This window comes from Allobosea sp. AAP35, assembly GCF_001295925.1.
Classification (GTDB): Bacteria; Pseudomonadota; Alphaproteobacteria; order Rhizobiales; family Beijerinckiaceae; genus Allobosea.
Genome location: NZ_LJHQ01000036.1, coordinates 13237 through 35494 on the forward strand (window position 1 = coordinate 13237; position 22258 = coordinate 35494).

Annotated in this window: 24 protein-coding genes; 12 read left to right on the plus strand and 12 right to left on the minus strand. The window is 65.7% G+C overall.

Translation table 11 applies throughout. From position 1 onward, the window contains the following. Position 1 precedes the first annotated feature (1 nt). From mnmG to hemE, 5 genes are all read right to left on the minus strand, one after another. Positions 2–1894: a tRNA uridine-5-carboxymethylaminomethyl(34) synthesis enzyme MnmG gene (mnmG, locus tag IP69_RS12190; RefSeq protein ID WP_054143098.1), complete on the minus strand. Its 1893-nt coding sequence runs from the start codon at positions 1892–1894 to the stop codon at positions 2–4. 76 nt (positions 1895–1970) lie between these two features. After that, positions 1971–3275, minus strand: a complete 1305-nt coding sequence (gene mnmE / locus IP69_RS12195; RefSeq protein WP_054143099.1) for a tRNA uridine-5-carboxymethylaminomethyl(34) synthesis GTPase MnmE — start codon at positions 3273–3275, stop codon at positions 1971–1973. A gap of 70 nt (positions 3276–3345) precedes the next feature. Beyond that, positions 3346–4611 carry a transcription termination factor Rho gene (gene rho / locus IP69_RS12200; RefSeq protein WP_054143100.1) on the minus strand — a complete coding sequence of 422 codons (1266 nt, stop codon included), beginning with the start codon at positions 4609–4611 and terminating at the stop codon, positions 3346–3348. A 218-nt stretch (positions 4612–4829) separates the two neighbouring features. Beyond that, on the minus strand, positions 4830–5252 hold the full coding sequence (gene hemJ / locus IP69_RS12205; protein WP_248306813.1) for a protoporphyrinogen oxidase HemJ: 423 nt from the start codon (positions 5250–5252) through the stop codon (positions 4830–4832). A 31-nt stretch (positions 5253–5283) separates the two neighbouring features. Further along, the gene (gene hemE, locus IP69_RS12210) at positions 5284–6318 is read right to left on the minus strand and encodes a uroporphyrinogen decarboxylase (protein WP_054143120.1); all 1035 of its coding nucleotides are present in this window, start codon (positions 6316–6318) and stop codon (positions 5284–5286) included. A 456-nt stretch (positions 6319–6774) separates the two neighbouring features. Between hemE and IP69_RS12215 the strand changes: the two genes are divergently transcribed. The 5 genes from IP69_RS12215 to dnaQ are packed head-to-tail and all read left to right on the plus strand — an operon-like array spanning position 6775 to position 10466. Further along, positions 6775–7605 (plus strand): pyruvate, water dikinase regulatory protein, encoded by an 831-nt coding sequence (locus IP69_RS12215; RefSeq protein ID WP_054143101.1) that lies wholly within the window; start codon positions 6775–6777, stop codon positions 7603–7605. Then, positions 7602–8228 carry a Maf family protein gene (locus IP69_RS12220; RefSeq protein WP_054143102.1) on the plus strand — a complete coding sequence of 209 codons (627 nt, stop codon included), beginning with the start codon at positions 7602–7604 and terminating at the stop codon, positions 8226–8228. The genes IP69_RS12215 and IP69_RS12220 overlap by 4 nt, the downstream gene beginning before the upstream one ends. Positions 8229–8260: 32 nt before the next feature. Next, the gene (locus IP69_RS12225) at positions 8261–9094 is read left to right on the plus strand and encodes a shikimate dehydrogenase (RefSeq protein ID WP_054143103.1); all 834 of its coding nucleotides are present in this window, start codon (positions 8261–8263) and stop codon (positions 9092–9094) included. A 45-nt stretch (positions 9095–9139) separates the two neighbouring features. Next, entirely contained in the window at positions 9140–9766 is a 627-nt protein-coding gene (gene coaE, locus IP69_RS12230; RefSeq protein ID WP_054143104.1) for a dephospho-CoA kinase, read from the plus strand. Next, positions 9759–10466, plus strand: a complete 708-nt coding sequence (gene dnaQ, locus IP69_RS12235; protein ID WP_054143105.1) for a DNA polymerase III subunit epsilon — start codon at positions 9759–9761, stop codon at positions 10464–10466. The genes coaE and dnaQ overlap by 8 nt, the downstream gene beginning before the upstream one ends. A 28-nt stretch (positions 10467–10494) precedes the next feature. On the opposite strand, the gene IP69_RS12240 is transcribed toward dnaQ, so the two are convergent. Continuing rightward, positions 10495–11238, minus strand: a complete 744-nt coding sequence (locus IP69_RS12240) for a TerC family protein (RefSeq protein ID WP_054143106.1) — start codon at positions 11236–11238, stop codon at positions 10495–10497. Between the two features lie 177 nt (positions 11239–11415). Next, the gene (gene secB, locus IP69_RS12245) at positions 11416–11907 is read right to left on the minus strand and encodes a protein-export chaperone SecB (protein ID WP_054143107.1); all 492 of its coding nucleotides are present in this window, start codon (positions 11905–11907) and stop codon (positions 11416–11418) included. A gap of 247 nt (positions 11908–12154) precedes the next feature. Here secB and IP69_RS12250 point away from each other — a divergent pair, with 247 nt between their 5' ends. The 5 genes from IP69_RS12250 (at position 12155) to IP69_RS12270 (ending at position 16091) form a co-directional block, all read left to right on the plus strand. Continuing rightward, on the plus strand, positions 12155–12883 hold the full coding sequence (locus IP69_RS12250) for a Tim44/TimA family putative adaptor protein (protein WP_054143121.1): 729 nt from the start codon (positions 12155–12157) through the stop codon (positions 12881–12883). Then, positions 12880–14058 (plus strand): MltA domain-containing protein, encoded by a 1179-nt coding sequence (locus tag IP69_RS12255; RefSeq protein WP_054143108.1) that lies wholly within the window; start codon positions 12880–12882, stop codon positions 14056–14058. The genes IP69_RS12250 and IP69_RS12255 overlap by 4 nt, the downstream gene beginning before the upstream one ends. Before the next feature lie 2 nt (positions 14059–14060). Beyond that, positions 14061–14624, plus strand: coding sequence for a Smr/MutS family protein (locus IP69_RS12260; RefSeq protein WP_054143109.1), 564 nt, complete (start codon positions 14061–14063; stop codon positions 14622–14624). Beyond that, positions 14621–15007 carry a helix-turn-helix domain-containing protein gene (locus IP69_RS12265; protein WP_054143110.1) on the plus strand — a complete coding sequence of 129 codons (387 nt, stop codon included), beginning with the start codon at positions 14621–14623 and terminating at the stop codon, positions 15005–15007. The genes IP69_RS12260 and IP69_RS12265 overlap by 4 nt, the downstream gene beginning before the upstream one ends. 85 nt (positions 15008–15092) lie before the next feature. Continuing rightward, positions 15093–16091 carry an adenosine kinase gene (locus IP69_RS12270; RefSeq protein WP_054143111.1) on the plus strand — a complete coding sequence of 333 codons (999 nt, stop codon included), beginning with the start codon at positions 15093–15095 and terminating at the stop codon, positions 16089–16091. Between the two features lie 181 nt (positions 16092–16272). On the opposite strand, the gene IP69_RS12275 is transcribed toward IP69_RS12270, so the two are convergent. Beyond that, positions 16273–16908 (minus strand): pyridoxamine 5'-phosphate oxidase family protein, encoded by a 636-nt coding sequence (locus tag IP69_RS12275; protein WP_054143112.1) that lies wholly within the window; start codon positions 16906–16908, stop codon positions 16273–16275. Between the two features lie 140 nt (positions 16909–17048). On the opposite strand from IP69_RS12275, the gene IP69_RS12280 reads away from it, so the two are divergent. Continuing rightward, positions 17049–17387 carry a hypothetical protein gene (locus IP69_RS12280; protein WP_082359260.1) on the plus strand — a complete coding sequence of 113 codons (339 nt, stop codon included), beginning with the start codon at positions 17049–17051 and terminating at the stop codon, positions 17385–17387. 246 nt (positions 17388–17633) lie between these two features. Here the strand turns inward: IP69_RS12280 and pnp are convergent, their stop codons facing one another. Both pnp and rpsO read right to left on the minus strand, forming a co-directional pair. Then, positions 17634–19802, minus strand: a complete 2169-nt coding sequence (gene pnp, locus IP69_RS12285) for a polyribonucleotide nucleotidyltransferase (protein WP_054143113.1) — start codon at positions 19800–19802, stop codon at positions 17634–17636. Between the two features lie 268 nt (positions 19803–20070). Next, entirely contained in the window at positions 20071–20340 is a 270-nt protein-coding gene (gene rpsO / locus IP69_RS12290) for a 30S ribosomal protein S15 (protein ID WP_054143123.1), read from the minus strand. A gap of 225 nt (positions 20341–20565) precedes the next feature. Between rpsO and IP69_RS12295 the strand changes: the two genes are divergently transcribed. Further along, on the plus strand, positions 20566–20829 hold the full coding sequence (locus IP69_RS12295) for a hypothetical protein (RefSeq protein WP_054143114.1): 264 nt from the start codon (positions 20566–20568) through the stop codon (positions 20827–20829). On the opposite strand, the gene IP69_RS12300 is transcribed toward IP69_RS12295, so the two are convergent. Together IP69_RS12300 and IP69_RS12305 are read right to left on the minus strand one after the other, a co-directional pair. Beyond that, complete coding sequence (locus IP69_RS12300; protein ID WP_054143115.1) at positions 20805–21188, minus strand: Atu4866 domain-containing protein; 384 nt, start codon at positions 21186–21188, stop codon at positions 20805–20807. The genes IP69_RS12295 and IP69_RS12300 overlap by 25 nt on opposite strands. A 179-nt stretch (positions 21189–21367) precedes the next feature. Beyond that, the coding region (locus IP69_RS12305; RefSeq protein WP_282568240.1) for a methyl-accepting chemotaxis protein at positions 21368–22258 on the minus strand (891 nt) is incomplete at its 5' end.

The window sequence follows — 22258 nt, forward strand, 5'->3', positions numbered from 1 at the left end:
ATCAGGCCACCGGTTCGGCAGCGCGGCCCCGGCGTCCACGCCGCGCGTGAGCCGCCAGCAAGGTCAGCGCGGCAGGCGTCATGCCCTCGATACGCCCGGCCTGGGCGAGATCGGCAGGTCGCTCGTTCGCCAGCTTCGCCTTTAGCTCGTTCGACAATCCCGAGATGCCGTCGAGGTCGAGATCATCGGGCACTTTGAGAGCCTGATCGCGCTGATAAGCGCTGATCTCCGCTGATTGTCGATCGAGATACACCGCATAGACTGCGTCGGCGGCAACTCGGGAAGAGATCGCCGCAGGAAACGCGCCGAGCTCCGGCCAGATGGCGGCCAGGCGGTCGAAGCCGATATCGGGATAGGACAAGATCTGATAAGCGCTCCGGCGCACGCCATCACGGTTGATCTGCAGGCCGACGGCCTCCGCCTGTTGTGACGTCAATGAGAGGTCCTGCAACCGGGATCGCAGAGCTTCGATCGCCAAGCTGCGCTCCGCGAACACTCCTTGCCTCACCGAACCGACCAGCCCCAGCTGTGCGCCCAGTGCGGTCAACCGCTCATCGGCATTGTCGACGCGCAGGGACAGGCGGAATTCCGCGCGCGAGGTGAACATTCGGTACGGCTCCGTAACGCCGCGCGTCACCAGATCGTCGACCATCACGCCGATATAGGATGCGGTGCGCTCGAACACGACCGGCTCCGCGCCACCGGCACGGCGCGCCGCGTTCAGCCCGGCAAACAAACCCTGAGCCGCCGCCTCCTCATAGCCCGTGGTCCCATTGATCTGCCCGGCGAGGAACAGGCCGGCTACCGCGCGCGTCTCGAGCGTGTTGCGCAGCGCGCGGGGATCGACGAAATCATATTCAATCGCATAGCCCGGCCGCAGCATCCGCGCCCGCTCCAACCCCGGGATCGTGGCGAGCAAGCCGCGTTGGACATCCTCCGGCAGCGACGTCGAGATCCCGTTCGGATAGACCGTGTCGTCGTCCAGCCCCTCGGGCTCCAGAAAGATCTGGTGGCCGTCGCGATCACCGAAGCGACCGACCTTGTCCTCGATCGAGGGGCAATAGCGCGGCCCGCGTCCCTCGATCTGGCCTGAGAACATCGGCGCGCGGTGCAGATTGGCCCGGATCAGATCATGCGTCGCCAGCGTCGTGCGCGTGATGCCGCAGCAGATCTGCGGTGTGGTGATCGCACCGGTCAGCGCCGAGAAAGGCTCCGGTGGGTCGTCTCCGGCCTGCATCTCGAGGGCCGCCCAATCGATCGTGCGCCCATCCAGCCGAGGTGGCGTCCCGGTCTTAAGCCGGCCCAGCGGAAAACCATGCCGCTCCAGCGTTGCCGAGAGTCCCAGCGACGGCGCCTCATCGACCCGACCGGCCGGAATGCGCGTTTCGCCGATATGGATCAGCCCTCGCAGGAACGTTCCTGTGGTCAGGACGACCGTTCCGGCGCCGAATCGGCGACCATCGGCGAGCTGGACACCGGTGACGCGCCCTTCCACGATCGTCAGATCGAAGACCTCGCCGGCAACGATCGCGAGATCGGCCTGCTCGGCGAGGAGGTCCTGAACGGCCTGACGATAGAGCTTGCGATCGGCCTGCGCGCGTGGGCCCCGCACAGCCGGGCCCTTGCGGCGGTTGAGCATGCGGAACTGGATGCCAGCCCGATCAGCTGCGCGGGCCATGATGCCATCGAGCGCGTCGATCTCGCGAACGAGGTGCCCCTTGCCGAGCCCGCCGATCGCCGGGTTACAGGACATCACCCCGATGGTCTCGATCTTGTGCGTGATCAGCGCCGTGCGTGCGCCACAACGAGCGGCAGCGGCCGCTGCTTCGACGCCGGCATGGCCACCGCCGACGACGATGACGTCGTAGGCGCGTTCGACAGGGTTCTGAAACATGGCTGATCGCTAGCGAAGCGATTTCCAGGGGTCAATGTTTATCGGCCCGATCCGGGTCCAATCGCGACGACCGCAGCTATTTGCCGATACAGAACCCGGCGAAGAGCTGATCCAACACATCCTCAACATCGATGCGGCCCATCAGCCGCTCCAATGCCACGACCGCCAGGCGAAGGTCCTCGGCCAGCAGTTCGACCTGGCCATGGGATGCCGTGAGCGCGCGGTCCAATGCCGTCACCGCCTGGGTGACCGCCGCCCGATGCCGCTCACGCGTCAGCAGCGCCGGCTCAGACGTCCCAGCCCCGCCGAGGCGCGTCGCGATGGTCGTGAGCAGCGTTTCGATCCCCGCCCCCGTCAGAACCGAGATCGGCAACTCGCCCGGGCGGACCAGCCCACCGAGATCGGTCTTGGTCGCCAGTGCCAGGATGGCCGCATCCTCGTGGATTCGGTCCGCCTCCGAATCGACCGCGCGGAGGCTGATGACGAGATCGGCCTTGTCCGCCAGAGCCCGGGCGCGACGCACGCCTTCAGCCTCGATGGGCTCGTCGCTGTCGCGCAATCCAGCGGTGTCGATCAGGAGGACCGGCAGGCCGCCAAGGTCGAGCCTGACCTCGATGGCGTCTCGCGTCGTTCCGGCCGTCGGCGAGACGATCGCGACATCGCGGCGTGCCAGAGCGTTGAGCAGGCTCGACTTGCCGGCATTGGGCGGGCCGGCCAGCACGACGACGAAGCCCTCGCGCACCCGTTCACCCATTCGGAAGCCCCCGAGCGCGATCCGGAGATCGCGCAGGACGCTTGCGACCGCCGCCATCGCCTGTTCCAGCACGGGGCCAGATACATCGCCCTCGTCGGAAAAATCGAGCTCGGCTGCCAGAAGCGCACTGGCTTCAATCAGGCTGCGGCGCCACTGGCTGACGGATCGCCCGAGCGCGCCCTCCATCTGGCGCAGCGCCTGGCGCCGCTGCCATTCCGTCTCCGAATCGATCAGATCGGCGAGGCCCTCGACGGCAGCGAGGTCGAGCTTGCCCGCCTCGAAGGCGCGCCGTGTGAACTCACCGGGCTCAGCGAGCCGGATACCGGGAAGGGTGCAAAGAACTTCGAGGAGTCGCGCGATCACGGCACGCGCGCCATGGATCTGGAATTCGGCCACATCCTCGCCGGTGAAGCTCGCCGGTGCCGGGAAAAAGAGGACCAGGGCCTGATCGATGTCCTCGTTGGCGTGATCGCGCAGCCTGCGCAGCACCGCCCGTCGGGGCGATGGAACACCACCAGCGATCGTTTTGAGCGCGAATCGAACCTGGGAGCCCGAGATGCGGACGACCGCGACACCGGCTCGGCCTGGCGCCGATGACAGGGCCACGATCGTGGGGAGCGCGGGCATTGCGCTCATCGGCAAGCCATCCCTCCGTCCGTCACGGAGCCGAATCGGACGCGGCTGGTCGCGCGAGCGATCAGGTGTTCATCGAATCGAAGAAGTCCGCGTTTTGCTTGGTCTGACGCAGCTTGTCCATCAGGAACTCGATGGCGTCCTGCGGACCCATCGGGTTAAGGATGCGGCGCAGCACATAGGTCTTGGCCAGCACATCCTTCGGCGTGATGAGCTCTTCCTTGCGGGTGCCGGATTTGAGGATGTCGATCGCCGGGAAGATACGCTTGTCCGAGACCTTGCGGTCGAGAATGATCTCGGAGTTGCCGGTGCCCTTGAACTCCTCGAAGATCACCTCGTCCATGCGCGAACCGGTGTCGATCAGGGCGGTGGCGACGATCGTCAGCGAGCCGCCCTCCTCGATGTTGCGGGCCGCGCCGAAGAAGCGTTTGGGACGCTGCAGGGCGTTGGCATCGACGCCGCCGGTCAGGACCTTGCCCGAAGACGGAACGACCGTGTTGTAGGCACGGCCAAGGCGGGTGATCGAGTCGAGCAGGATCACGACGTCGCGGCCATGTTCGACCAGGCGCTTGGCCTTTTCGATCACCATCTCGGCGACCTGGACGTGGCGTGTGGCCGGCTCGTCGAAGGTGGAGGAGACGACCTCACCCTTCACCGAGCGCTGCATGTCGGTGACCTCTTCCGGCCGCTCGTCGATCAGCAGGACGATCAGGTAGCATTCCGGGTGATTGGTGGTGATCGATTGCGCGATGTTCTGCAGCAGTACCGTCTTGCCGGTGCGTGGCGGCGCGACGATCAGCGCGCGCTGGCCCTTGCCGATCGGCGCGACGATATCGATGACGCGGGCCGAGAAATCCTTCTTGTTCGCATCGGGCACCTCGAGACGCAGGCGTTCATCGGGGTAGAGCGGGGTCAGATTGTCGAAATTGATCTTGTGCTTGATCTTCTCGGGGTCTTCGAAATTGATCGTGCTGACCTTGAGCAGCGCGAAGTAGCGTTCGCCATCCTTGGGTCCGCGAATCGGCCCTTCGACCGTGTCTCCGGTGCGCAGGCCGAATTTCCGGATCTGCGTTGGCGAGACATAGATGTCGTCGGGGCCGGGCAGGTAGTTCGAATCGGGCGAGCGCAGGAAGCCGAACCCGTCGGGCAGCACCTCGACCACGCCTTCGCCCAGGATCTCGGTATCCTTGGCCGCGAGCTGCTTCAGGATCGCAAACATCAGCTCCTGCTTGCGCATCGTGCTGGCGTTCTCGACCTCGAGCCCTTCGGAGAAGGCGAGAAGCTCGGTCGGCGATTTGACCTTGAGGTCTTGGAGTTTGATTTCCCGCATGGGGCACCCGGATCATGAATGTCGCGGCGCAGGCGCCGAAACCAGGACGGTAAGGAAAAGATCGAGAGGTCCGGACGGACGACGCGAAGGTTGCGCGCCACGAGCGGCTGCGAAGGCAGTCGGCTCACGAACCATCGACAACAGGGAGAACGCTGGAGAAGCGCGATCTCCTGATAAACGGATTCACCGTTCCGCTCAAGCGGGAAACGCCGGACCGCTCAAAATGGCTTGACGATGACCAAAATCACGATGCCGACCAGCAGCACAGCCGGCACCTCGTTAAGGATCCGGTAGAAGCGGCCGGATTTCTGGTTCCGGTCCTCGGCGAAGGCGCGCACCCGTCCGGCCAGATAGCCATGGATCCCGGAAAGCAGGACGACGAGCAGAATCTTGCCGTGAAGCCACCCGCCCCGAAAACCGAACGCATCCCAGGCGAGGTAAAGCCCGAGAACCCAGGTCACGATCATGGCGGGGTTCATGATCCCCTTGAGCAGCCGGCGCTCCATGATCTTGAAGGTTTCGGACTGAATCGATCCGACGGCTGAGTCGACATGGTAGACCATCAGCCGCGGCAGATAGAGCATCCCGGCCATCCAGGAGATCACCGCCAGAACATGGACGGCCTTGATCCAGTCATACATCGACAGCGAACTCCTCGGCGGCGCGCCTGCGTCAGGACCGTACGGCGGCCAGGAGCCGCTCGACATGGGCGATCGGCGTGTCGGGCAGAATGCCGTGTCCTAGATTGAAGACGAAGGGTCCGCCGCCAAAAGCCGCACGCACGGCCGCAACTTCGCGCTCGAGTTCGGGCCCGCCGGCGCGCAGCACCAGCGGATCAAGATTGCCCTGCACCGGCACAAGCGACTGAATCTCGTCCCGTGCGAAATCCCGATCGATGTCGGATTCCAGCCCGACAGCATCGACCCCCGTGCCGACGATGTAGCTCGGAATCAAACGGCCCGCGCCGCGTGGGAAACCGATGATTCGGGCATCTGGCCGGCGCAGCCGAACGCCCTCGACGATTCGCTTGGTCGGCGCGATGCACCAGCGTTCGAAGTCGTCCGACCCGAGCGATCCGGCCCAGCTGTCGAAGATCTGAACGGCATCGACGCCGGCTTCGATCTGCGCGCAAAGATAATCGATCGAGGCGGCGACGATCCGGTCGATCATGTGCTGGAACAGGGCGGGATCGCGTGTGAATAGCGCCTTTGCAGGGCCCTGATCGGGAGTGCCCCGGCCAGCCACCATATAGGTCGCCACGGTCCAGGGAGCACCGCAGAAGCCAATGAAGGCTGTACCCTTGGGCAGGGCCGCCCGGACGCGCTGAACCGTCTCAATGACGGGCGACAGCACGGCAGCATCGGCAACCGCGTCGATCTCTGCAAGCCGCGTCAAATCGGCGACGGGTTCGAGCCTCGGACCTTCTCCCTCGACGAACCAGAGCTTCTGGCCGAGTGCCTGTGGCACGACGAGGATATCGGAGAACAGGATCGCGGCATCGAAGCCGAAGCGCCGGATCGGCTGCAGCGTGACTTCGGCGGCCCATTCGGGATTGTAGCACAAGGAGAGGAAACTACCGGCCTTGGCGCGAAGCTCGCGGTATTCCGGCAGATAGCGACCGGCTTGGCGCATCATCCAGATCGGTGGCGTTGGCAGCGTTTCGCCCGACAACGCACGCAGAAAGGCAGGTTCAGCCAATGTCGTCATGCTCATCTGTTATCCATCCCTATGTCTCTCTTAAATATGATTCTAGAGAGAGAATCTTCTTTTTTGACTCTTGGATGGGGGCAAATAGCCCGCCGCAGTTTTGTCCACAACCGGTCCACAGGGTGGGGTCTCGTATCGAGCCGTCCAGCGCCGCGATATGCGACACGTTAACGTTTTATTAACGCATCGGATTTCGGGCTCGCGCGGCGAGAGCCGAAAATGATTCACGTGAAACACGCAAGCGCGGTCCCACAAGGTCGGGCCTGTTGACGATTTGTTAAGGTTATACAGACGCTCCCGATCGGAGCTGGCAACCGCCGCTTTATCCACACCGCTCCCCAGGGCCGTGGAACGCCGCCGGCCCCACCGAGGCTCCCGGTACCGCCTGCGTTCGGTTTTGCTTTGGCGACCGGTCGGGCTAGAGGTGGCTGTCGCCGCATCCACCCGGGAGCCACCGTGGCCCGCAATTACTTCCATCTGCATCTGGTCTCTGACGCGACCGGTGAAACCCTGATCGCCGTCAGCCGGGCCGCAGCCGCGCAATACGAGACCGTGTCCGCGATCGAGCATGTCTATCCTCTGGTGCGGTCCGAGGCGCAGCTGGCCCGTGTGCTGGCCGAGATCGAAGCGTCACCCGGCGTCGTACTCTACACGCTCGTCGAGCCGGAATGGTCGCAGCGCCTGGAGACGTTCTGCCGCGATCTGGGCTGCCCTTGCCTGTCTGTGCTGCAGCCGGTCCTGTCCCTGTTTCAATCCTATCTCGGCCAGGCTTCTGCGCCGAAGCCCGGCGCGCAGCATGTGCTGAACGCCGAATATTTCCGCCGCATCGACGCGATGAACTACACGCTGCTGCATGATGACGGACAGCTCGGCGGAGATCTCGAGAGCGCCGACATCATCCTCGTCGGCATCAGCCGGACCTCGAAGACGCCGACCTCGATCTATCTCGCCAATCGCGGCATCAAGACCGCCAATATCCCGCTGGTGCCGAATGTGCCGCTGCCGGCCGAACTCGAGCATATCCGCAAACCCTTGATCGTCGGCCTCGTCGCCAGCCCCGATCGCATCGTCCAGATCCGTCAGAACCGGCTGCTGTCGCTCAAGGCCGATGACGAGACGCCCTATGTCGATCCTGCTGCAGTCGCCGATGAGGTCGCCCAGTCGCGCCGCCTGTGCGCCCGCAGGGGCTGGCCGGTGATCGATGTCACCCGCCGTTCGATCGAGGAGACCGCCGCCTCGATCCTCGATTTGCTGCGTGACCATCGCATGAAGTTCATCGCGACATGAACGGTGCTCCCTTGCTCTGGCTGGCGCGCGAACCGCTCCTGCTCGCGTCAGGCAGCGCGACGCGTCACGACATGCTGGTCGCGGCCGGCATTCCTGTTGAGATCGTCAGGCCCCAGATCGACGAACGCGCGGTCGAGGCACCGCTGCTGGCGGAAGGCTCTCCGCCCGACGCCGTGGCCGCGGCGCTGGCTTGCGCCAAGGCGATGGCAGTCTCGCAGATGCATCCTGGGCGCCTCGTGCTCGGTGCCGACCAGACCCTGACCTCCGATGGCGAGGCTTTTTACAAGCCGACCGATCTTGCCGCTGCCGCCGATCAACTCGCGGCCCTGGCGGGTCGAACGCATGAACTGCAAAGCGCCTTCGTCCTGGCGCAGGACGGTGCGCCTCTGCTTGAGGGTCTGGGTGTCGCGCGCCTGACGATGCGCGAACTCTCGCCGGATTTCATCATGCGCTATCTCGACGAGGCGGGCGTGGCGGCGCTGACGAGCGTCGGCGGCTACCAGCTCGAAGGCCTGGGTGCCCAGCTCTTCGACGAGGTCGAGGGCGACCACTTCACCATTTTGGGCCTGCCGCTCTTTGCGGTCCTCGCGGCGCTGCGCGAACTCGGCGCCCTGGCGCGCTGAGCATCGTGCGCCGATCAACGACGGATTGACACATGGCTCCCCGCTGCTTCGTTCTCGGCCACCCCGTCGCGCATTCCCGCTCGCCCTTGATACACGGCACCTGGCTTGCCGAACGCGGCCTGGCGGGCAGCTATGAGCGTGTCGATGTCGCCCCCGCCGATCTGCCCGGCTTTGTCGAACGCCTGCGCCAAGGCGAATTCGCGGGTGGCAATGTCACGGTTCCGCACAAGGAAGCGATACTGGCTCTTGTCGATCAGGCAACCGATGCCGCGCGCGCGATCGGCGCCGTCAACACGGTGTGGCTGGATGGCGACCGCCTGTGTGGCGACAACACCGACGTGTCGGGTTTCCTCGCCCATCTCGATTCCACCGTCCCTGGATGGGACCGCGCCACCGCGACGGTCCTCGTCCTTGGCGCCGGCGGTGCGGCGCGCGGCATCGCGTTCGGGCTGAAGGGCCGCGGCGTCGGCAGGATCATTCTGGTCAATCGCAACCGCGGCCGCGCCGACGAACTGGCGGCGGCGCTCGGTGCTCCGCTCGAGGCTGCCGACTGGGCGCAGCGTCACAGCCTGGTCGAAGAGGCCGATCTGATCGTCAACACCACCGCGCTTGGCATGCAGGGCCAGCCCTCGCTGGATCTCGATCTCGCAGCCCTGCGCCCCGGCACCATCGTCGACGACATCGTCTATGTGCCGCTGCTGACCCCACTGCTGCGCGAGGCCCGGAGCCGCGGCGGCGTCCCGGTCGACGGGCTCGGCATGCTGCTGCACCAGGCCGTGCCCGGCTTCGCGCGCTGGTTCGGCGTCACACCCTCGGTGACGCCGGCGCTGCGCGCTGTGCTCGAAGCCGATATCCTGGGACACTGATTCGATGGCGCCCGCGATGGCGCAAACGACGACGGCGCACATCTCATGACCTTCATCCTCGGCCTCACCGGTTCGATCGGCATGGGAAAGTCCACGACCGCGCGCCTGTTCCTCGAATGCGGCATTCCGGTTCACGATGCCGATGCCAGCGTGCATCGGCTCTATCGCGGCCGGGCCGTGGCGCCGATCGGCGAGGCCTTCGCCGGTGTCGTCGTCGAGGGGGCGGTTGACCGCCAGCGGCTCTCGGCTGCCGTGCTCGGCCGGCCCGAGGCCCTGCGCCGGCTGGAGACGATCATCCATCCGCTGGTGCGCGAGGAGGAGGAGGCCTTCCTGCGCCGCTGCCGCGAGACCGGAGAGAAGCTTGCTGTCCTCGACGTGCCGCTGCTGTTCGAGACCGGCGGCGAGGGTCGCTGCGATGCGGTCCTGGTCGTCAGCGCGCCCGCCGAGGTCCAGCGCGAGCGGGTTCTGGCGCGGCCGGAGATGACGCCAGAGAAATTCGCGGCGATCCTCGCGCGCCAGCTGCCGGATCGGCAGAAGCGCGCGGCGGCCCACTTCATTGTGGACACGTCGCGCGGCGTGCTGGCCGCGCGACGGCAGGTCGGCTCTATCGTGAGGGCGCTCGCGGGTCGCCCCGGTCGCGTGCGGCGGAAGAAGGCGAGCAACCATGCGTGAGATCGTTCTCGATACCGAGACCACCGGTGTCGAAGCCCATGCCGGCGATCGCATCGTCGAGATCGGTTGCGTCGAACTGGTTAATCATTGCCCGACGGGTCGCAGCTTCCACCGCTACATCAACCCGGAACGGCCGATGTCGGAAGGCGCCTTCAAGGTCCATGGGCTGTCGGATGCGTTCCTGGCGCCGCAACCGGTCTTCGCAGCGGTGGCCGATGAATTCATCGGCTTCATCGAAGGCGCGCGGCTGGTGATCCACAACGCCGCCTTCGATGTCGGCTTCCTCAATATGGAGCTGCAGAAGGTCGGGCGCGGCCCGATCCAGCAGGCGCTCGTCGTCGATACGCTGTCGATGGCAAGGCGCAAGCACCCGGGAGCGTCCAACAGCCTCGACGCGCTTTGTTCGCGCTACGGCATCGACAACAGCCGCCGCACGCGGCACGGCGCCCTGCTCGATGCCGAGATCCTGGCGGAAGTCTATATCGAGCTGATCGGCGGCAAGCAGGCCTCGCTCGGCCTGGGATCGGCGGAGACCGGCAGGTCCGGGCTCGCCGGCATCGTCGTCGAACGACCGCAGAGGCTGCGACCCCTCGCGCCCCGTCTCGACGAGGCCGCCCTCCTGGCGCATGAGGGGTTCATCCGCTCGCTGGGCAAGACGCAGCTCTGGCGCGGCTATCTCGGCATCGCCGAGGAGGCCTGAGGCGAGAGCTGCCTCAGGCCTTTTGGGCTCATTCGCCTTTGCGCTTCATCGCCCGGCGCGAGAGCATGTTCAGCCCTTCGACCAGCGCCGAGAAGGCCATCGCCGCATAGATATAGCCCTTGGGAATATCCGCACCGAAGCCTTCGCCGATCAGCGTGCCCCCGATCATCAGCAGGAAGCCCAGCGCCAGCATCACGATGGTGGGGTTCTCCTCGATGAAATGCGCCAGCGGGTCGGCCGCGAGCAGCATCACGAGCACAGCCACGACGACGGCGATCACCATGACCGGAATATGATTGGTCATGCCGACGGCGGTGATGATCGAGTCGATCGAGAACACCAGGTCCAGCAGCAGGATCTGAAAGATCACGCCGCTGAAGGTCACCGCCGCGGCGCGGCCGACATCGACGGTTTCAGGGTGCTGCTGGGCGTCGACCTTGTGATGGATCTCGACGGTCGCCTTCCAGACCAGAAACAGGCCGCCGCCGATCAGGATCAGGTCGCGCCAGGAGAAGGCCTTACCGAACACTGAGAACAGCGGTGCGGTCAGCTGGACGATGAACGCGACCGTGCCGAGCAGGGCCAGCCGCAGGATCAGCGCCAGCCCGATGCCGATCTTGCGGCCGCGCGAGCGCTGATGCTCGGGCAGCTTGTTGGTCAGGATGGAAATGAAGATCAGGTTGTCGATGCCGAGCACGACCTCCATGGCGATCAAGGCGCCGAGCGCAACCCAGACTGCGGGGTCGGCGGCGAGCGTCATGAGATAGTCCATCGGTCCTCCGGAACACGAAAACGGCGGGCGGCCATGGGGCCGTCCGCCTGTCTATTCGCCCGAGATGGAGAGCCAGGCGGCCGCCCGCAAGGGCAGGGTGGTCTTAAACCTCTCAGGATGCCCGACGAAAAAGGGCCCCGAAGGGCTCTTGGATCGCTGTCGTCGATCGCTTCAGGATCAGTTCTGGACGACGTTCGGCTGCCCCTGAAGCTCCTGCATACGCTGCTGGAACAGGGCCGCGAAATCGATCGGCGGGACATAGAACGGCGGGAAGCCACCATTCTGGACCGCTTCGGCGATGATCTGCCGGGCGAAGGGGAAGAGCAGCCGGGCGCAATCGATCACCAGGACCGGATGCACATGCTCCTGCGGCACGTTCAGCAGGCGGAACACGCCGCCATAGCTCAGATCGAAGGCAAACAGCATCTCGCCATTGATCTCGGCCTTGCCCTCCAGCTGCAGCACGGTCTCGTAATCATTGTCGCCGAGCGCGCTGCTCGAGACATTGACCTGCAGCGACATCTGCGGGCCTTCCTGCGCCTGCGGCTGGCCGAGACCGCGCGGCGCCTTCGGGTTCTCGAAGGAGAAGTCCTTGGTGTACTGGATCAGCGCGCTCATGCTCGGCGCAAGCTCGCCGGCTCCGTTGCCGTTGGGGAGTTCGTTGGCCATCGGTCTCATCGCTTCTGGCTGGATGTCTCGGGAAGTCCGCACCCGTCCGAGGCCTTGGACTGCGTCGTCCTCTGCAAGAGCGACGCGGCCGTCGGCTATCATGGACCAATGCGCCGCACAAGAAGCCGCCTTCACAAGCAGGGGGGTGGATGTTACGAGCCTAGCTCACCATATGACGCAGAGCAGCGCTTCCGCTCGGGAGTTGCTGGATGTTTTCCCTGCGACTGGAGCCTCGGGTCAGCTTTCGATGCAAAATTCCTTCGACATGACGACTCTGGTCTTCCTGGCTCTGGCCGTTTTCGTCGCCTGGAAGCTGCGCTCCGTGCTCGGCCAGAAAACCGGCAGCGAACAGCCGCCGACCGATCCCTTCTCCCGTCGCGAGGCCCCGCCCCAGCGCCAGGACCAGGGCGGCCCCGCCGAAGCCAAGCGCGACAACGTCATCCGCCTGCCGGGTGCAGCCAATGATTCAGCCGCTTCGGCCCCCGCGGCCGATCGCTGGAGCGACATTGCCCCGCCCGATTCGCCGATCATCGCCGGCATCGAGGGCATCATCAAACAGGAGCCGGGCTTCGACCCGCGTGGCTTCCTGGGCGGCGCCAAATCCGCTTACGAGACGATCGTCACCGCGTTTGCCCGCGGCGACCGCAAGATGCTCAAGGGTCTCCTTGCCAAGGAGGTCTATGACGGCTTCGAGCAGGCGATCGGCGATCGGGAGAAGCGCGGCGAGAAGGCCGAGTCCAACTTCGTCTCGATCGACAAGGCCGAGATCACCGCCGTCGACGTCAAGGGCAAGACCGCGCAGGTGACCATCGCCTTCGTCTCGCAGCTCATCAGCGTCACCCGCGATGCGCAGGGCACGGTGGTCGATGGCAGCGCCGAGGCGGTGTCCACGGTCAACGATATCTGGACGTTCTCGCGCCAGCTCGGCAGCCGCGACCCCAACTGGCTCCTGGTCGCGACCGAATCAGCCGCGTGATCCGTGGCGCCGGTGTCGCACTGGCGCTGCTGCTCGCGGCGGGTGGGATCCCGGTGACCGCCATGGCCGCTTCTCCCCCGTCCCTTCCTCAAGGCGCCAGCGCGCAAGCGCTGGTTCCCGCCGACATCGCCGGCTGGACAAAGGACGACCACGCCGCCGCGCTCGCGATCTTCGCCGGGGGCTGCCAGACCGAGCCGCCGCTGCGAGCGGCCCTTGCCGTTCCGGCGGCTCTCTCCGAAGCCTGCACACGGGCCCGGCGCCTGCAGGCCGCCGGCCCTGTGTCGCCAGAGGCCGCGAGAACCTTCTTCGAAACGCACTTCGCCTTCTGGCGCATCCGCCCGGCGCCGGAACGGACCGGCTTCATGACCGGTTATTTCGAGCCTGAATTCGAAGGCTCCCTCACATACTCGCCTGAATTCCCGACGCCGCTCTATGGCCGCCCGCCGGAGCTGGTGACACGCATGCCGGGCGACAACTGGCTGGGTCTCAAGGACCTTTCGGCTGCCCGCCGCACGGCCCGGGGCTTTGAGCCCTTTCCCGATCGGCGCGCGATTGAGACCGGTGCGCTCGAAGGCCGCAATCTCGAAATTCTCTGGATGCGCGATCCCGTCGATCGCTTCGTTCTGCAGGTCCAGGGCTCGGGCCGCATACGCCTGCCCGATGGCTCGGTGACGCGGCTCGTCTATGCCGGTCGCAACGGCCATGCCTACACCTCGCTTGGTCGGGTTCTGAGCGAGCGTGAGGGCATTCCGCCCGCGCAGATGACGATGGACCGCCTGATCGCGCGGCTGAAAGCCGATGCCGCCTTCGCCCGCGAGCTGATTCTTCAGAACCGCTCCTTCGTCTTCTTCGCCCGCCGCGACGATCTTCCCTCTGAGTCCGGTCCGATTGGCGGCGCCGGCCTGCCGCTGACGCCGCTGCGCAGCATCGCGATCGACCGCACGCTGTGGCCCTATGGCCTGCCTGTCTGGATCGATGCGACCTTGCCGGATGGCGCCGGCGCGATGCAGCGGCTGGCGCGGCTTACCATCGCGCAGGACACCGGCTCGGCCATCCTCGGCCCGGCCCGGCTCGATCTCTTCGTCGGTTCGGGGGCGACCGCCGGGCACCGCGCCGGGCTGATCCGTCACCCGGTCGACTTCATCCTGCTCTGGCCCCGCGACGCTGGGCGCTAGCGATGCGTGTGCGGCGGGGGCGGACATTGTCGGAGGCCGATCTCGCGCTCTGGCGCCAGGTTGCGCGCTCGGTCAAGCCGCTGCCAGGTCGCTCTCCCGTCGAGCCCGACCCTGTTGCGCCACCCGTTGTCTCCGCGGTGGAAGAGGCCCGGACCGCGCCTGTTGCCGCCGCAGTGCGGCCGGCGTCGATTAAGCCAACACCACCCCCGCTCGCGCCGCTCGAAAACCGCCTGCGCACGCAGCTCCGGCGCGGCCAGCAGAGCGTCGAGGCGGTGATCGATCTCCATGGGATGCGCCAGGATGAGGCCCATCTGGCGCTGCGCGATTTTCTGCGCCGCGAGCAGGGGCGGGGTACAAGGCTGGCGCTGATCGTCACCGGCAAGGGCGGCGCTGGCGTGGGGCTGTTCGGCGACGAGCGTGGTGTCCTGCGCCGGGTCGTGCCGCACTGGCTGCGCCTGCCCGATCTGCGGCCGTTGGTTGTGGGTTTCGAGGAGGCCCAGGCCCGCCATGGCGGTTCCGGCGCGCTTTATGTCCGCTTGCGTCGCGCCCGCGAGGCCGGGCCGTGACACCCTTCGGCCGGCGCGTGCGCGAGCATCGGGACAAGCGTGGCATGACGCTGGCCGACATGGCGAGCGTGCTCGGCGTGACGCCGGCCTATCTCTCGGCATTGGAACACGGCAAGCGCGGCCGCCCGACCTTCACCCTGATCCAGGGCGTCATTCATGTGCTGGGCGTGATCTGGGACGAGGCCGACGAACTGGTGCGGCTGGCCGATCTCTCGCATCCGCGCGTCACCGTCGATACCGCCGGCCTTGAGCCGGAAGCGACCCTGTTGGCGAACCGCCTCGCGCGCGAGATCGGCGAATTGGAGGCCGATGAGCTGAAGCGTCTGGCGACCGTGCTGGACGAGGCTGCCGCACGGCGCAGCCGCCCCGACGGGTCCGCTTGACCCGCGCCACCGCGGATGCGACACGCCGCGCCACGGCTTGCCTTGACCCATCGACATCCCTCTTTCGCACAGCATCGGGCTTCTCATGACCAGCACGCGCACCGACGTTCTCGCTCTCGGTAATGCCATCGTCGACGTCATCGCCTCCGCCGAGGAGGATTTCCTGGCAACGCATGGTCTGACCAAGGGGGCGATGGCCCTGATCGACGAGGCCCGCGCGGAATCGCTCTATGCCGCGATGGGCCCGGGCAAGGTCATCTCCGGCGGCTCGGCTGCCAACACCATCGCAGGGCTGGCCTCCTTCGGCGGCAAGGGCGCCTTCATCGGCAAGGTCAAGGCCGACGAGCTCGGCAAGCTCTACCGCCACGATCTGACCTCGCTCGGCGTCGCCTTCGATACGCCGGCCGCAACCGAGGGGCCGGCGACCGCGCGTTCCTTCATCATCGTCACGCCCGATGGCGAGCGCACGATGAACACCTATCTCGGCGCCTGCCAGGGCCTCACCGCCGCCGATGTCGATGCCAAGGCGATCGAGAACGCCGACATCATCTATCTCGAAGGCTATCTCTGGGACCCGCCGGCCGCCAAGGACGCCTTCCGCAAGGCCTCCGAGATCGCCCACAAGGCTGGCGGCAAGGTCGCGATCACCCTGTCGGATTCCTTCTGCGTCGACCGCTACCGCGACGAGTTCGTCGGCCTGATCCGCAACCGCATGGTCGACATCGTCTTCGCCAATGAGCACGAGCTGAAGAGCCTCTACCAGGCGCCTGCCTTCGAGGACGCCCTGGCGGCGCTGCGCGAAGAGAATATCCTCGCCGTCGTCACCCGCTCGGAGAAGGGCGCGCTGGCCGTGACGCCCGACGGCGTGATCGAGGAGCCGGTCTTCCCGATCGAGCGCCTTGTCGACGCCACCGGCGCCGGCGACCTCTTCGCGGCCGGCTTCCTCTTCGGCCTGACCTCGGGCCGCGAGGTTCGCGATAGCTTGCGCCTGGGCGCGCTGGCCGCCGCCGAGATCATCAGCCATGTCGGTGCGCGGCCGGATGTGAACCTCAAGGTGCTCGCGGGGAACGAAGGGCTTTTGTGAAAGCCTCTACGCCTGTCATTCCGGGGCGGCCCTCCGGGCCGAACCCGGAACCCACGACCGGGTGAGACGATAGCTTTGCGAAGCGGGAGGTGGTTGCGATTGGGCAATCACCCAGTCATGGATTCCGGGTTCTTCGCTATGCGAAGCCCCGGAACGACAGAGTGGCGGCTCGGTCGCCCCCTCAATACAGCGTCGCCTTGACCCGCTCCGGCAACGCCTTGTCATAGGCCTCTCCGTCGAACGTCTCGACTGCCGCATCCCGCGCTGTGATGTCGCGCAGGATTGTGCCCGCACTCGGCACCGCGCCCTTGGCGACATGCTTGCCTGCGTCCCACAGCGCGGCCCGCACCACCGCGCGCGAGCACTGGAAGTAGACGCTCTTCACCGTGACCACGATGACGCAGGCAGGGAGCTTCCCGGCCATCTCAAAACGCCCGCACAACTCAGGGTCGCTGGAGAGGGCCGCGACTCCGTTGACGCGCAGGGTCTCCCCATAACCGGGCACCAGGAAGAGCATTCCGATTCGCGGGTCGAACAGGATATTCTTCAATGAATCCAGGCGGTTATTGCCTCTTCGGTCGGGAATCAGCAGCGTTTTCGCGTCCGCCACCGTGACGAAGCCCGGCTGATCCCCGCGCGGCGAACAATCGAGGCCGCCGGGACCACTGGTCGCGAGCACGAAAAACGGCGAGGCGGCGATCAGCGCGGCGTAATTCTCATCGACATGGTCGATCTCCTTGGCGATCGACGCCGGCGCGATCGGGTTGGGATAGAGCGCCTCAAGTGCGTCGATGGAGGTCAGGGTGTGGGTGGGCATGGGCAGCGGTTCCGTCGGAGTGTTTGTCGTTCCATTCGGTCGTGGGTCAGTTTGAAACGCGTTGGTCCGAACAGGCTATACAGGATCGGCGCATTCCTTTACGGCAACTCCCTCCAATCTTGGAGAAAATGGAGTTCTCGATGTTTCGTATTCTCGTCGTTGCGGCGGCGGTCCTCGCAGCGCAGGCCGTCACGAGCGCGCATGCGCAAAGCGACTATCCCTTCAAGCTTCACAATCGTTCGCAGGGCTGGACGATCACCGGATTCCAGACGTTCTCCAACGGAAACTGGAGCAAGAATTGGCTGGGCGGGCCGGTGCGTTCAGGCAGTTCGGTCGATATGGATTGGAAGAGCAATGCCGGTTCCTGCAAGGTGCGCTTCCGTGTCCAGTGGGCCGATTATAGCCCGACCGAGCACCAGGCGGACTTCTGCGAGCTCAAGAACCTCTACATGCTCAATGAAGGCTTCCGTACGGACTGATCTGGGATAGCCGGTGTAACAGCTGTGGTCGCCCGGGGCGCTTGGACATGGCCAAGGTGATAGCGTGTGGCGCGTCGATAGAGAACAGTAAGTCTCAGCCGCCGATTTGAAGCTGGACCCGCTACCGTCCATTCTAACGCCAAGTCATGCCAGCACATGCGCTTGAATCAAAAACGCCCCACATCGGCGATGTGGGGCGTTTTTGATTTCACGTGAAACGCAAGCGCGTCACGGCTGCTGTAAGCCTCACTCGGCCGACTGCTTCTCGCGGGTCTTCTCCGCGTCGCGCTGGGCCTTGAGCTTCTCGGTTAGGTCCTCGCCGGTCTCCTGGTCGACGACCTTCATCGAGAGGCGGATCTTGCCGCGGTCGTCCTGGCCGAGGAACTTGACCTTGACCTTGTCGCCTTCCTTGACGACGTCCGAGACCTTCTGGACGCGCTGGGCGGCCAGTTCGGAGATGTGGACGAGACCGTCCTTGGCGCCGAAGAAATTCACGAAGGCGCCGAACTCCATGATCTTCACGATCGTGCCGTCATAGATCATGCCGACTTCGGCTTCCGAGACGATCGACTTGATCCACTTGATCGCGGCTTCGATCGACTTGCCGTCGGCCGAGGCGATCTTGATGGTGCCGTCATCCTCGATATTGACCTTGGCGCCGGTCTTCTCGACGATTTCGCGGATGACCTTGCCGCCCGAACCGATGACTTCACGGATCTTGTCGACCGGGATCTTCATCGTCTCGATGCGCGGGGCATATTCGCCGAGCTGGCCGCGCGAGGTCGAAAGCGACTTGTTCATCTCGTCGAGAATGTAGTCGCGACCGCCCTTGGCCTGCTCGAGGGCGACCTTCATGATCTCCTCGGTGATGCCGGCGATCTTGATGTCCATCTGCAGCGAGGTGATGCCCTCGGCCGTTCCGGCGACCTTGAAGTCCATGTCGCCGAGATGGTCCTCGTCACCCAGGATGTCGGAGAGCACGGCGAAGCGCTCGCCTTCCAGGATCAGGCCCATGGCGATGCCCGCAACCGGTGCCTTCAGCGGGACACCCGCATCCATCAGCGCCAACGAGGTGCCGCAGACGGTGGCCATCGAGGAGGAGCCGTTCGACTCGGTGATCTCCGAGACGACGCGGATCGTGTAGGGGAACTCCGACTTCGCCGGCAGCATCGGCCGGATCGCGCGCCAGGCGAGCTTGCCATGGCCGATTTCGCGGCGGCCGGGCGAACCCATGCGGCCGGCTTCACCCACCGAATAGGGAGGGAAGTTGTAGTGCAGCAGGAAGGTCTCCTTGTAGGTGCCTTCCAGCGAGTCGATGTACTGCTCGTCATCGCCGGTGCCCAGCGTGGTCACGACCAGCGCCTGCGTCTCGCCGCGGGTGAACAGCGCCGAACCATGGGTGCGCGGCAGGATGCCGGCCTCGGCGACGATCTTGCGGACCGTCTTGAGGTCGCGGCCGTCGATGCGGACTTTGTCGTCCAGGATCATCCAGCGCACGACCTTGGCCTGGGCTTCCTTGAACTGGCCGCCGACCTGCTCCTTGGTGAAGGTCGTCTTGCCGTCCGGCGTCTCCGTAATCAGCGAGGCGACCTTGGCCTTGGCGGCGTCCAGAGCCTTGTAGCGCTCGGCCTTGGTGCGGATCTGGTAGGCGGCGCGGATGTCCTTGTCGACCAGCTTGAGCACGGCGTCGAGAACGACGGCGTTGTCGGCCGGGGTATAGTCGCGCGGCTCCTTGGCGGCCTTCTCGGCCAGGCGGATGATCGCTTCGATCACCGGCTGAAAGTGCTTGTGGCCGAACATCACGGCGCCAAGCATGATCTCCTCGGAGAGCTGCTTGGCCTCCGACTCGACCATCAGGACGGCGTCGGGCGTGCCGGCGACGACGAGGTCGAGCTGCGATTCCTTGATCTCGTCGACCAGCGGGTTGAGCTTGTAGGCGCCGTCGAAATAACCGACGCGGGCGGCGCCGATCGGGCCCATGAAGGGCACGCCCGACAGGGTCAGTGCAGCCGAGGTGGCGACCATCGCGACGATGTCGGGATCGTTCTCGAGGTCATGCTGCAGCACGGTGCAGACGATCTGCGTCTCGTTGCGGTAGCCCTCGACGAAGAGCGGGCGGATCGGCCGGTCGATCAGGCGCGAGACCAGCGTCTCCTTCTCGGTCGGGCGGCCTTCGCGCTTGAAATAGCCACCGGGAATGCGGCCGGCGGCGAAAGTCTTTTCCTGGTAGTTCACGGTCAGCGGGAAGAAATCGATCCCGGCCTTGGGTGTCTTGGCGGAGACGACGGTCGCGAGCACCACGGTCTCGCCATAGGTGGCGAGCACGGCGGCGTCGGCCTGGCGGGCGATCTTGCCGGTTTCGAGCACGAGCTTGCGCCCGCCCCACATCAGTTCTTCGGTCTGGACATCGAACATGGATTTATCTTTCGGATCGGATGTGACCCGCCTTCGCGTCCCAAGCCCATGGGCAAGACGGCGAAACGCTCGGGCTTCGGACTGAACCATCCGCGCCCGGGCGCTTGGCGATCCTGCCATGGGCGAGAGGCGCCCGGCGGGTCATGCGGCAGACCGCCCCATGCGGCTGTCGCGTTTTAGCGGGGTCGATGCCGCACCATTGCGGCGCCCCCCTTATATGAAAGCGCCCGGAGCGGAACCGCACCGGGCGTTGAATGTCAGGCGACGATCAGCGGCGGATGCCGAGCTTCTCGATCAGCGTCTTGTAGCGCGGCTCGCTCTTGCTCTTCAGGTAGTCGAGCAGCGAACGACGCTGCGAGACCATCTTGAGCAGGCCGCGACGCGAATGGTTGTCCTTGACATGCGACTTGAAGTGGCCGGTCAGGTTGTTGATGCGCTCGGTGAGGATCGCGACCTGGACTTCCGGCGAGCCGGTGTCGTTCGGCTTGGTGGCATGCTCTTTCATGAGCGCGGTCTTGCGCTCGGCAGTGATCGACATCGTGTGATCCTTCGGTTGGGTGTTGATCTGGCGGGCCACAGCCGGGATGTCGTCCAGCAGGGTCCGAAGCCCGCGAGCGCCTCATCGAGGAGGGGTCGCGCAGCCGGTTTTTAACGCCGGTTGGCGCGGGGTATACACGAAATGGCGGGAAACGCCAGCGCTGCGGGCGGAACCTGTCGCCGGGCTCGCTGGTTGGACAGGTAGTCCAACAGCAGGTGTAGCGTCATGCGCAATTCGGACAAGGATCGCCTCATCATCGCGCTCGGGGCGCAGTTGCGAGCCGAGCGGCAGACTCGCGAAGCGCTCGCCGCCGTCATCGGCAACGGGCAGATCGACCGCGAGGTCCTGCTTGCGATCCTGGCAGATCCGATCCCGGCCTCGTCACCCCACATCGGGCGGGTGGACATGGCTCCGCTGACGCAGGACGATCTCGTCAAGGCCGATCGGTTCGCCTTGGCCGGCCCTCACCCGCGGGCCAGAGCCGCCTGATCGCTGGCATCGCCATATCCGCGCCGAAACGCGACGCTGCCGACTCTGAGCACGCCGCGCGTCATCTCGCCTTTGGCGACATCCCCGCTATCGCTTTCGAAATAGATAAGGTTGCGGTCAAGTTCGTAGCGGCCATGGCGCCAGGCCGCGCTGCCTGGCTGGGCTTCGTTGTAGCGCCCGTCCGGCCGCAACTCGATCACGACGCCGCTGTCTTCGCTGGCCCAGCGGCCGATCGCGGCGCGAGCGAGGGCATCAGCTGCCTCCGCGATGGCTACGTCGCGGGATTGTGCCGGCAGCGGCGTCGGCACGAAGCGGGTGGCGAAGCTGCTGAGCCTGAGAAGGGCTTGGGCGAACGGCATGAATGTGACTCCGGATGCGACGAGATCATGTGCTGTCGCAGCAGCAGTCGTTCGATCGGCCTCTGAGGTTCAAACTCAACCGATCAATCCACACCGTCTCGGAGGTGCCAACCCCGTGCCGGTTTGAAAGCCGGGCGTGAATCCGCTCCGCCCCTGAACTCGGCGCGGGGCGAGACCGCTCAGAACTCTTCCCAGCCGGCATCGCCAGCGCGGCTGTTGGCGACTTTCTTGGCCGGTGCCCGTGGAGCGGGCGCGGGTGCTGCAGCCCTCGATACAGGAGCCCTGGTCTGCACGAAGGCAGCCTCGGCGAGATGGCGAAGGCGCGCGGGCTCGGTGGGCCCGGACTGCGCGGCGTGCCGTGTGCCCATCTCTTCCGGCCCGGTCCTGAAGGCCGCGACGAGGTCGTTCAGTTGGCCGATGCGGGTCGAGAGCGAGGCAGCCGAGGCGGCGCTCTGCTCGGACAAGGCCGCATTCTGCTGAGTCATTTCGTCGAGATGCGCGACCGCCTGGCTCATCTCGTCGATGCCGTTGGCCTGTTCGCCGGCAGCCGAGGAGATGTCGGCGATGGTGGCGGCGACCTTGCGCGAGGCGGCCAGGATCTGGGTCAGCTGGTCGCCGGCCTGGCGCACGAGCTTCACACCCTCGCCGACCTCCATATTGGACGACGAGATCAGGCCGGAGATGTCCTTGGCGGCTGCGCTCGAACGCTGCGCCAGGGTCCGGACCTCGGAGGCAACGACGGCGAAGCCCTTGCCGGCATCGCCAGCGCGGGCGGCTTCGACGGCGGCGTTCAAGGCCAGAAGATTGGTCTGGAAGGCAATGTCGTCGATGACGCGGATGATGTCGGAGATCTTCTGCGAGGCGCTCTCGATGCGCGCCATCGCCTCGACCGCCTGACCGGCGATCGCGCCACCCGACTGCGCCGCATTCATGGCTTCGGTCGCGATGCTGGCAGCCTCGCGCGAGGCCTGGGCCGACGCCTTGACGGAAGCCGCGAGCTCCTCGGTGGTGGCGGCGGTTTCTTCCAGGCTCGACGCCTGCTCCTCGGTGCGCTTCGACAGATCGTCGGC

Excerpts from the sequence above, each read along its gene's own strand:
- mnmG (WP_054143098.1), bottom strand. The coding sequence starts at position 1,894 with ATGTTTCAGAACCCTGTCGAACGCGCCTACGACGTCATCGTCGTCGGC.
- mnmE (WP_054143099.1), bottom strand. The coding sequence starts at position 3,275 with ATGCCCGCGCTCCCCACGATCGTGGCCCTGTCATCGGCGCCAGGCCGA.
- rho (WP_054143100.1), bottom strand. The coding sequence starts at position 4,611 with ATGCGGGAAATCAAACTCCAAGACCTCAAGGTCAAATCGCCGACCGAG.
- hemJ (WP_248306813.1), bottom strand. The coding sequence starts at position 5,252 with ATGTATGACTGGATCAAGGCCGTCCATGTTCTGGCGGTGATCTCCTGG.
- hemE (WP_054143120.1), bottom strand. The coding sequence starts at position 6,318 with ATGACGACATTGGCTGAACCTGCCTTTCTGCGTGCGTTGTCGGGCGAA.
- IP69_RS12220 (WP_054143102.1), top strand. The coding sequence starts at position 7,602 with ATGAACGGTGCTCCCTTGCTCTGGCTGGCGCGCGAACCGCTCCTGCTC.
- IP69_RS12225 (WP_054143103.1), top strand. The coding sequence starts at position 8,261 with ATGGCTCCCCGCTGCTTCGTTCTCGGCCACCCCGTCGCGCATTCCCGC.
- coaE (WP_054143104.1), top strand. The coding sequence starts at position 9,140 with ATGACCTTCATCCTCGGCCTCACCGGTTCGATCGGCATGGGAAAGTCC.
- dnaQ (WP_054143105.1), top strand. The coding sequence starts at position 9,759 with ATGCGTGAGATCGTTCTCGATACCGAGACCACCGGTGTCGAAGCCCAT.
- IP69_RS12240 (WP_054143106.1), bottom strand. The coding sequence starts at position 11,238 with ATGGACTATCTCATGACGCTCGCCGCCGACCCCGCAGTCTGGGTTGCG.
- secB (WP_054143107.1), bottom strand. The coding sequence starts at position 11,907 with ATGGCCAACGAACTCCCCAACGGCAACGGAGCCGGCGAGCTTGCGCCG.
- IP69_RS12250 (WP_054143121.1), top strand. The coding sequence starts at position 12,155 with ATGCAAAATTCCTTCGACATGACGACTCTGGTCTTCCTGGCTCTGGCC.
- IP69_RS12260 (WP_054143109.1), top strand. The coding sequence starts at position 14,061 with ATGCGTGTGCGGCGGGGGCGGACATTGTCGGAGGCCGATCTCGCGCTC.
- IP69_RS12270 (WP_054143111.1), top strand. The coding sequence starts at position 15,093 with ATGACCAGCACGCGCACCGACGTTCTCGCTCTCGGTAATGCCATCGTC.
- IP69_RS12275 (WP_054143112.1), bottom strand. The coding sequence starts at position 16,908 with ATGCCCACCCACACCCTGACCTCCATCGACGCACTTGAGGCGCTCTAT.
- IP69_RS12280 (WP_082359260.1), top strand. The coding sequence starts at position 17,049 with ATGTTTCGTATTCTCGTCGTTGCGGCGGCGGTCCTCGCAGCGCAGGCC.
- pnp (WP_054143113.1), bottom strand. The coding sequence starts at position 19,802 with ATGTTCGATGTCCAGACCGAAGAACTGATGTGGGGCGGGCGCAAGCTC.
- rpsO (WP_054143123.1), bottom strand. The coding sequence starts at position 20,340 with ATGTCGATCACTGCCGAGCGCAAGACCGCGCTCATGAAAGAGCATGCC.
- IP69_RS12295 (WP_054143114.1), top strand. The coding sequence starts at position 20,566 with ATGCGCAATTCGGACAAGGATCGCCTCATCATCGCGCTCGGGGCGCAG.
- IP69_RS12300 (WP_054143115.1), bottom strand. The coding sequence starts at position 21,188 with ATGCCGTTCGCCCAAGCCCTTCTCAGGCTCAGCAGCTTCGCCACCCGC.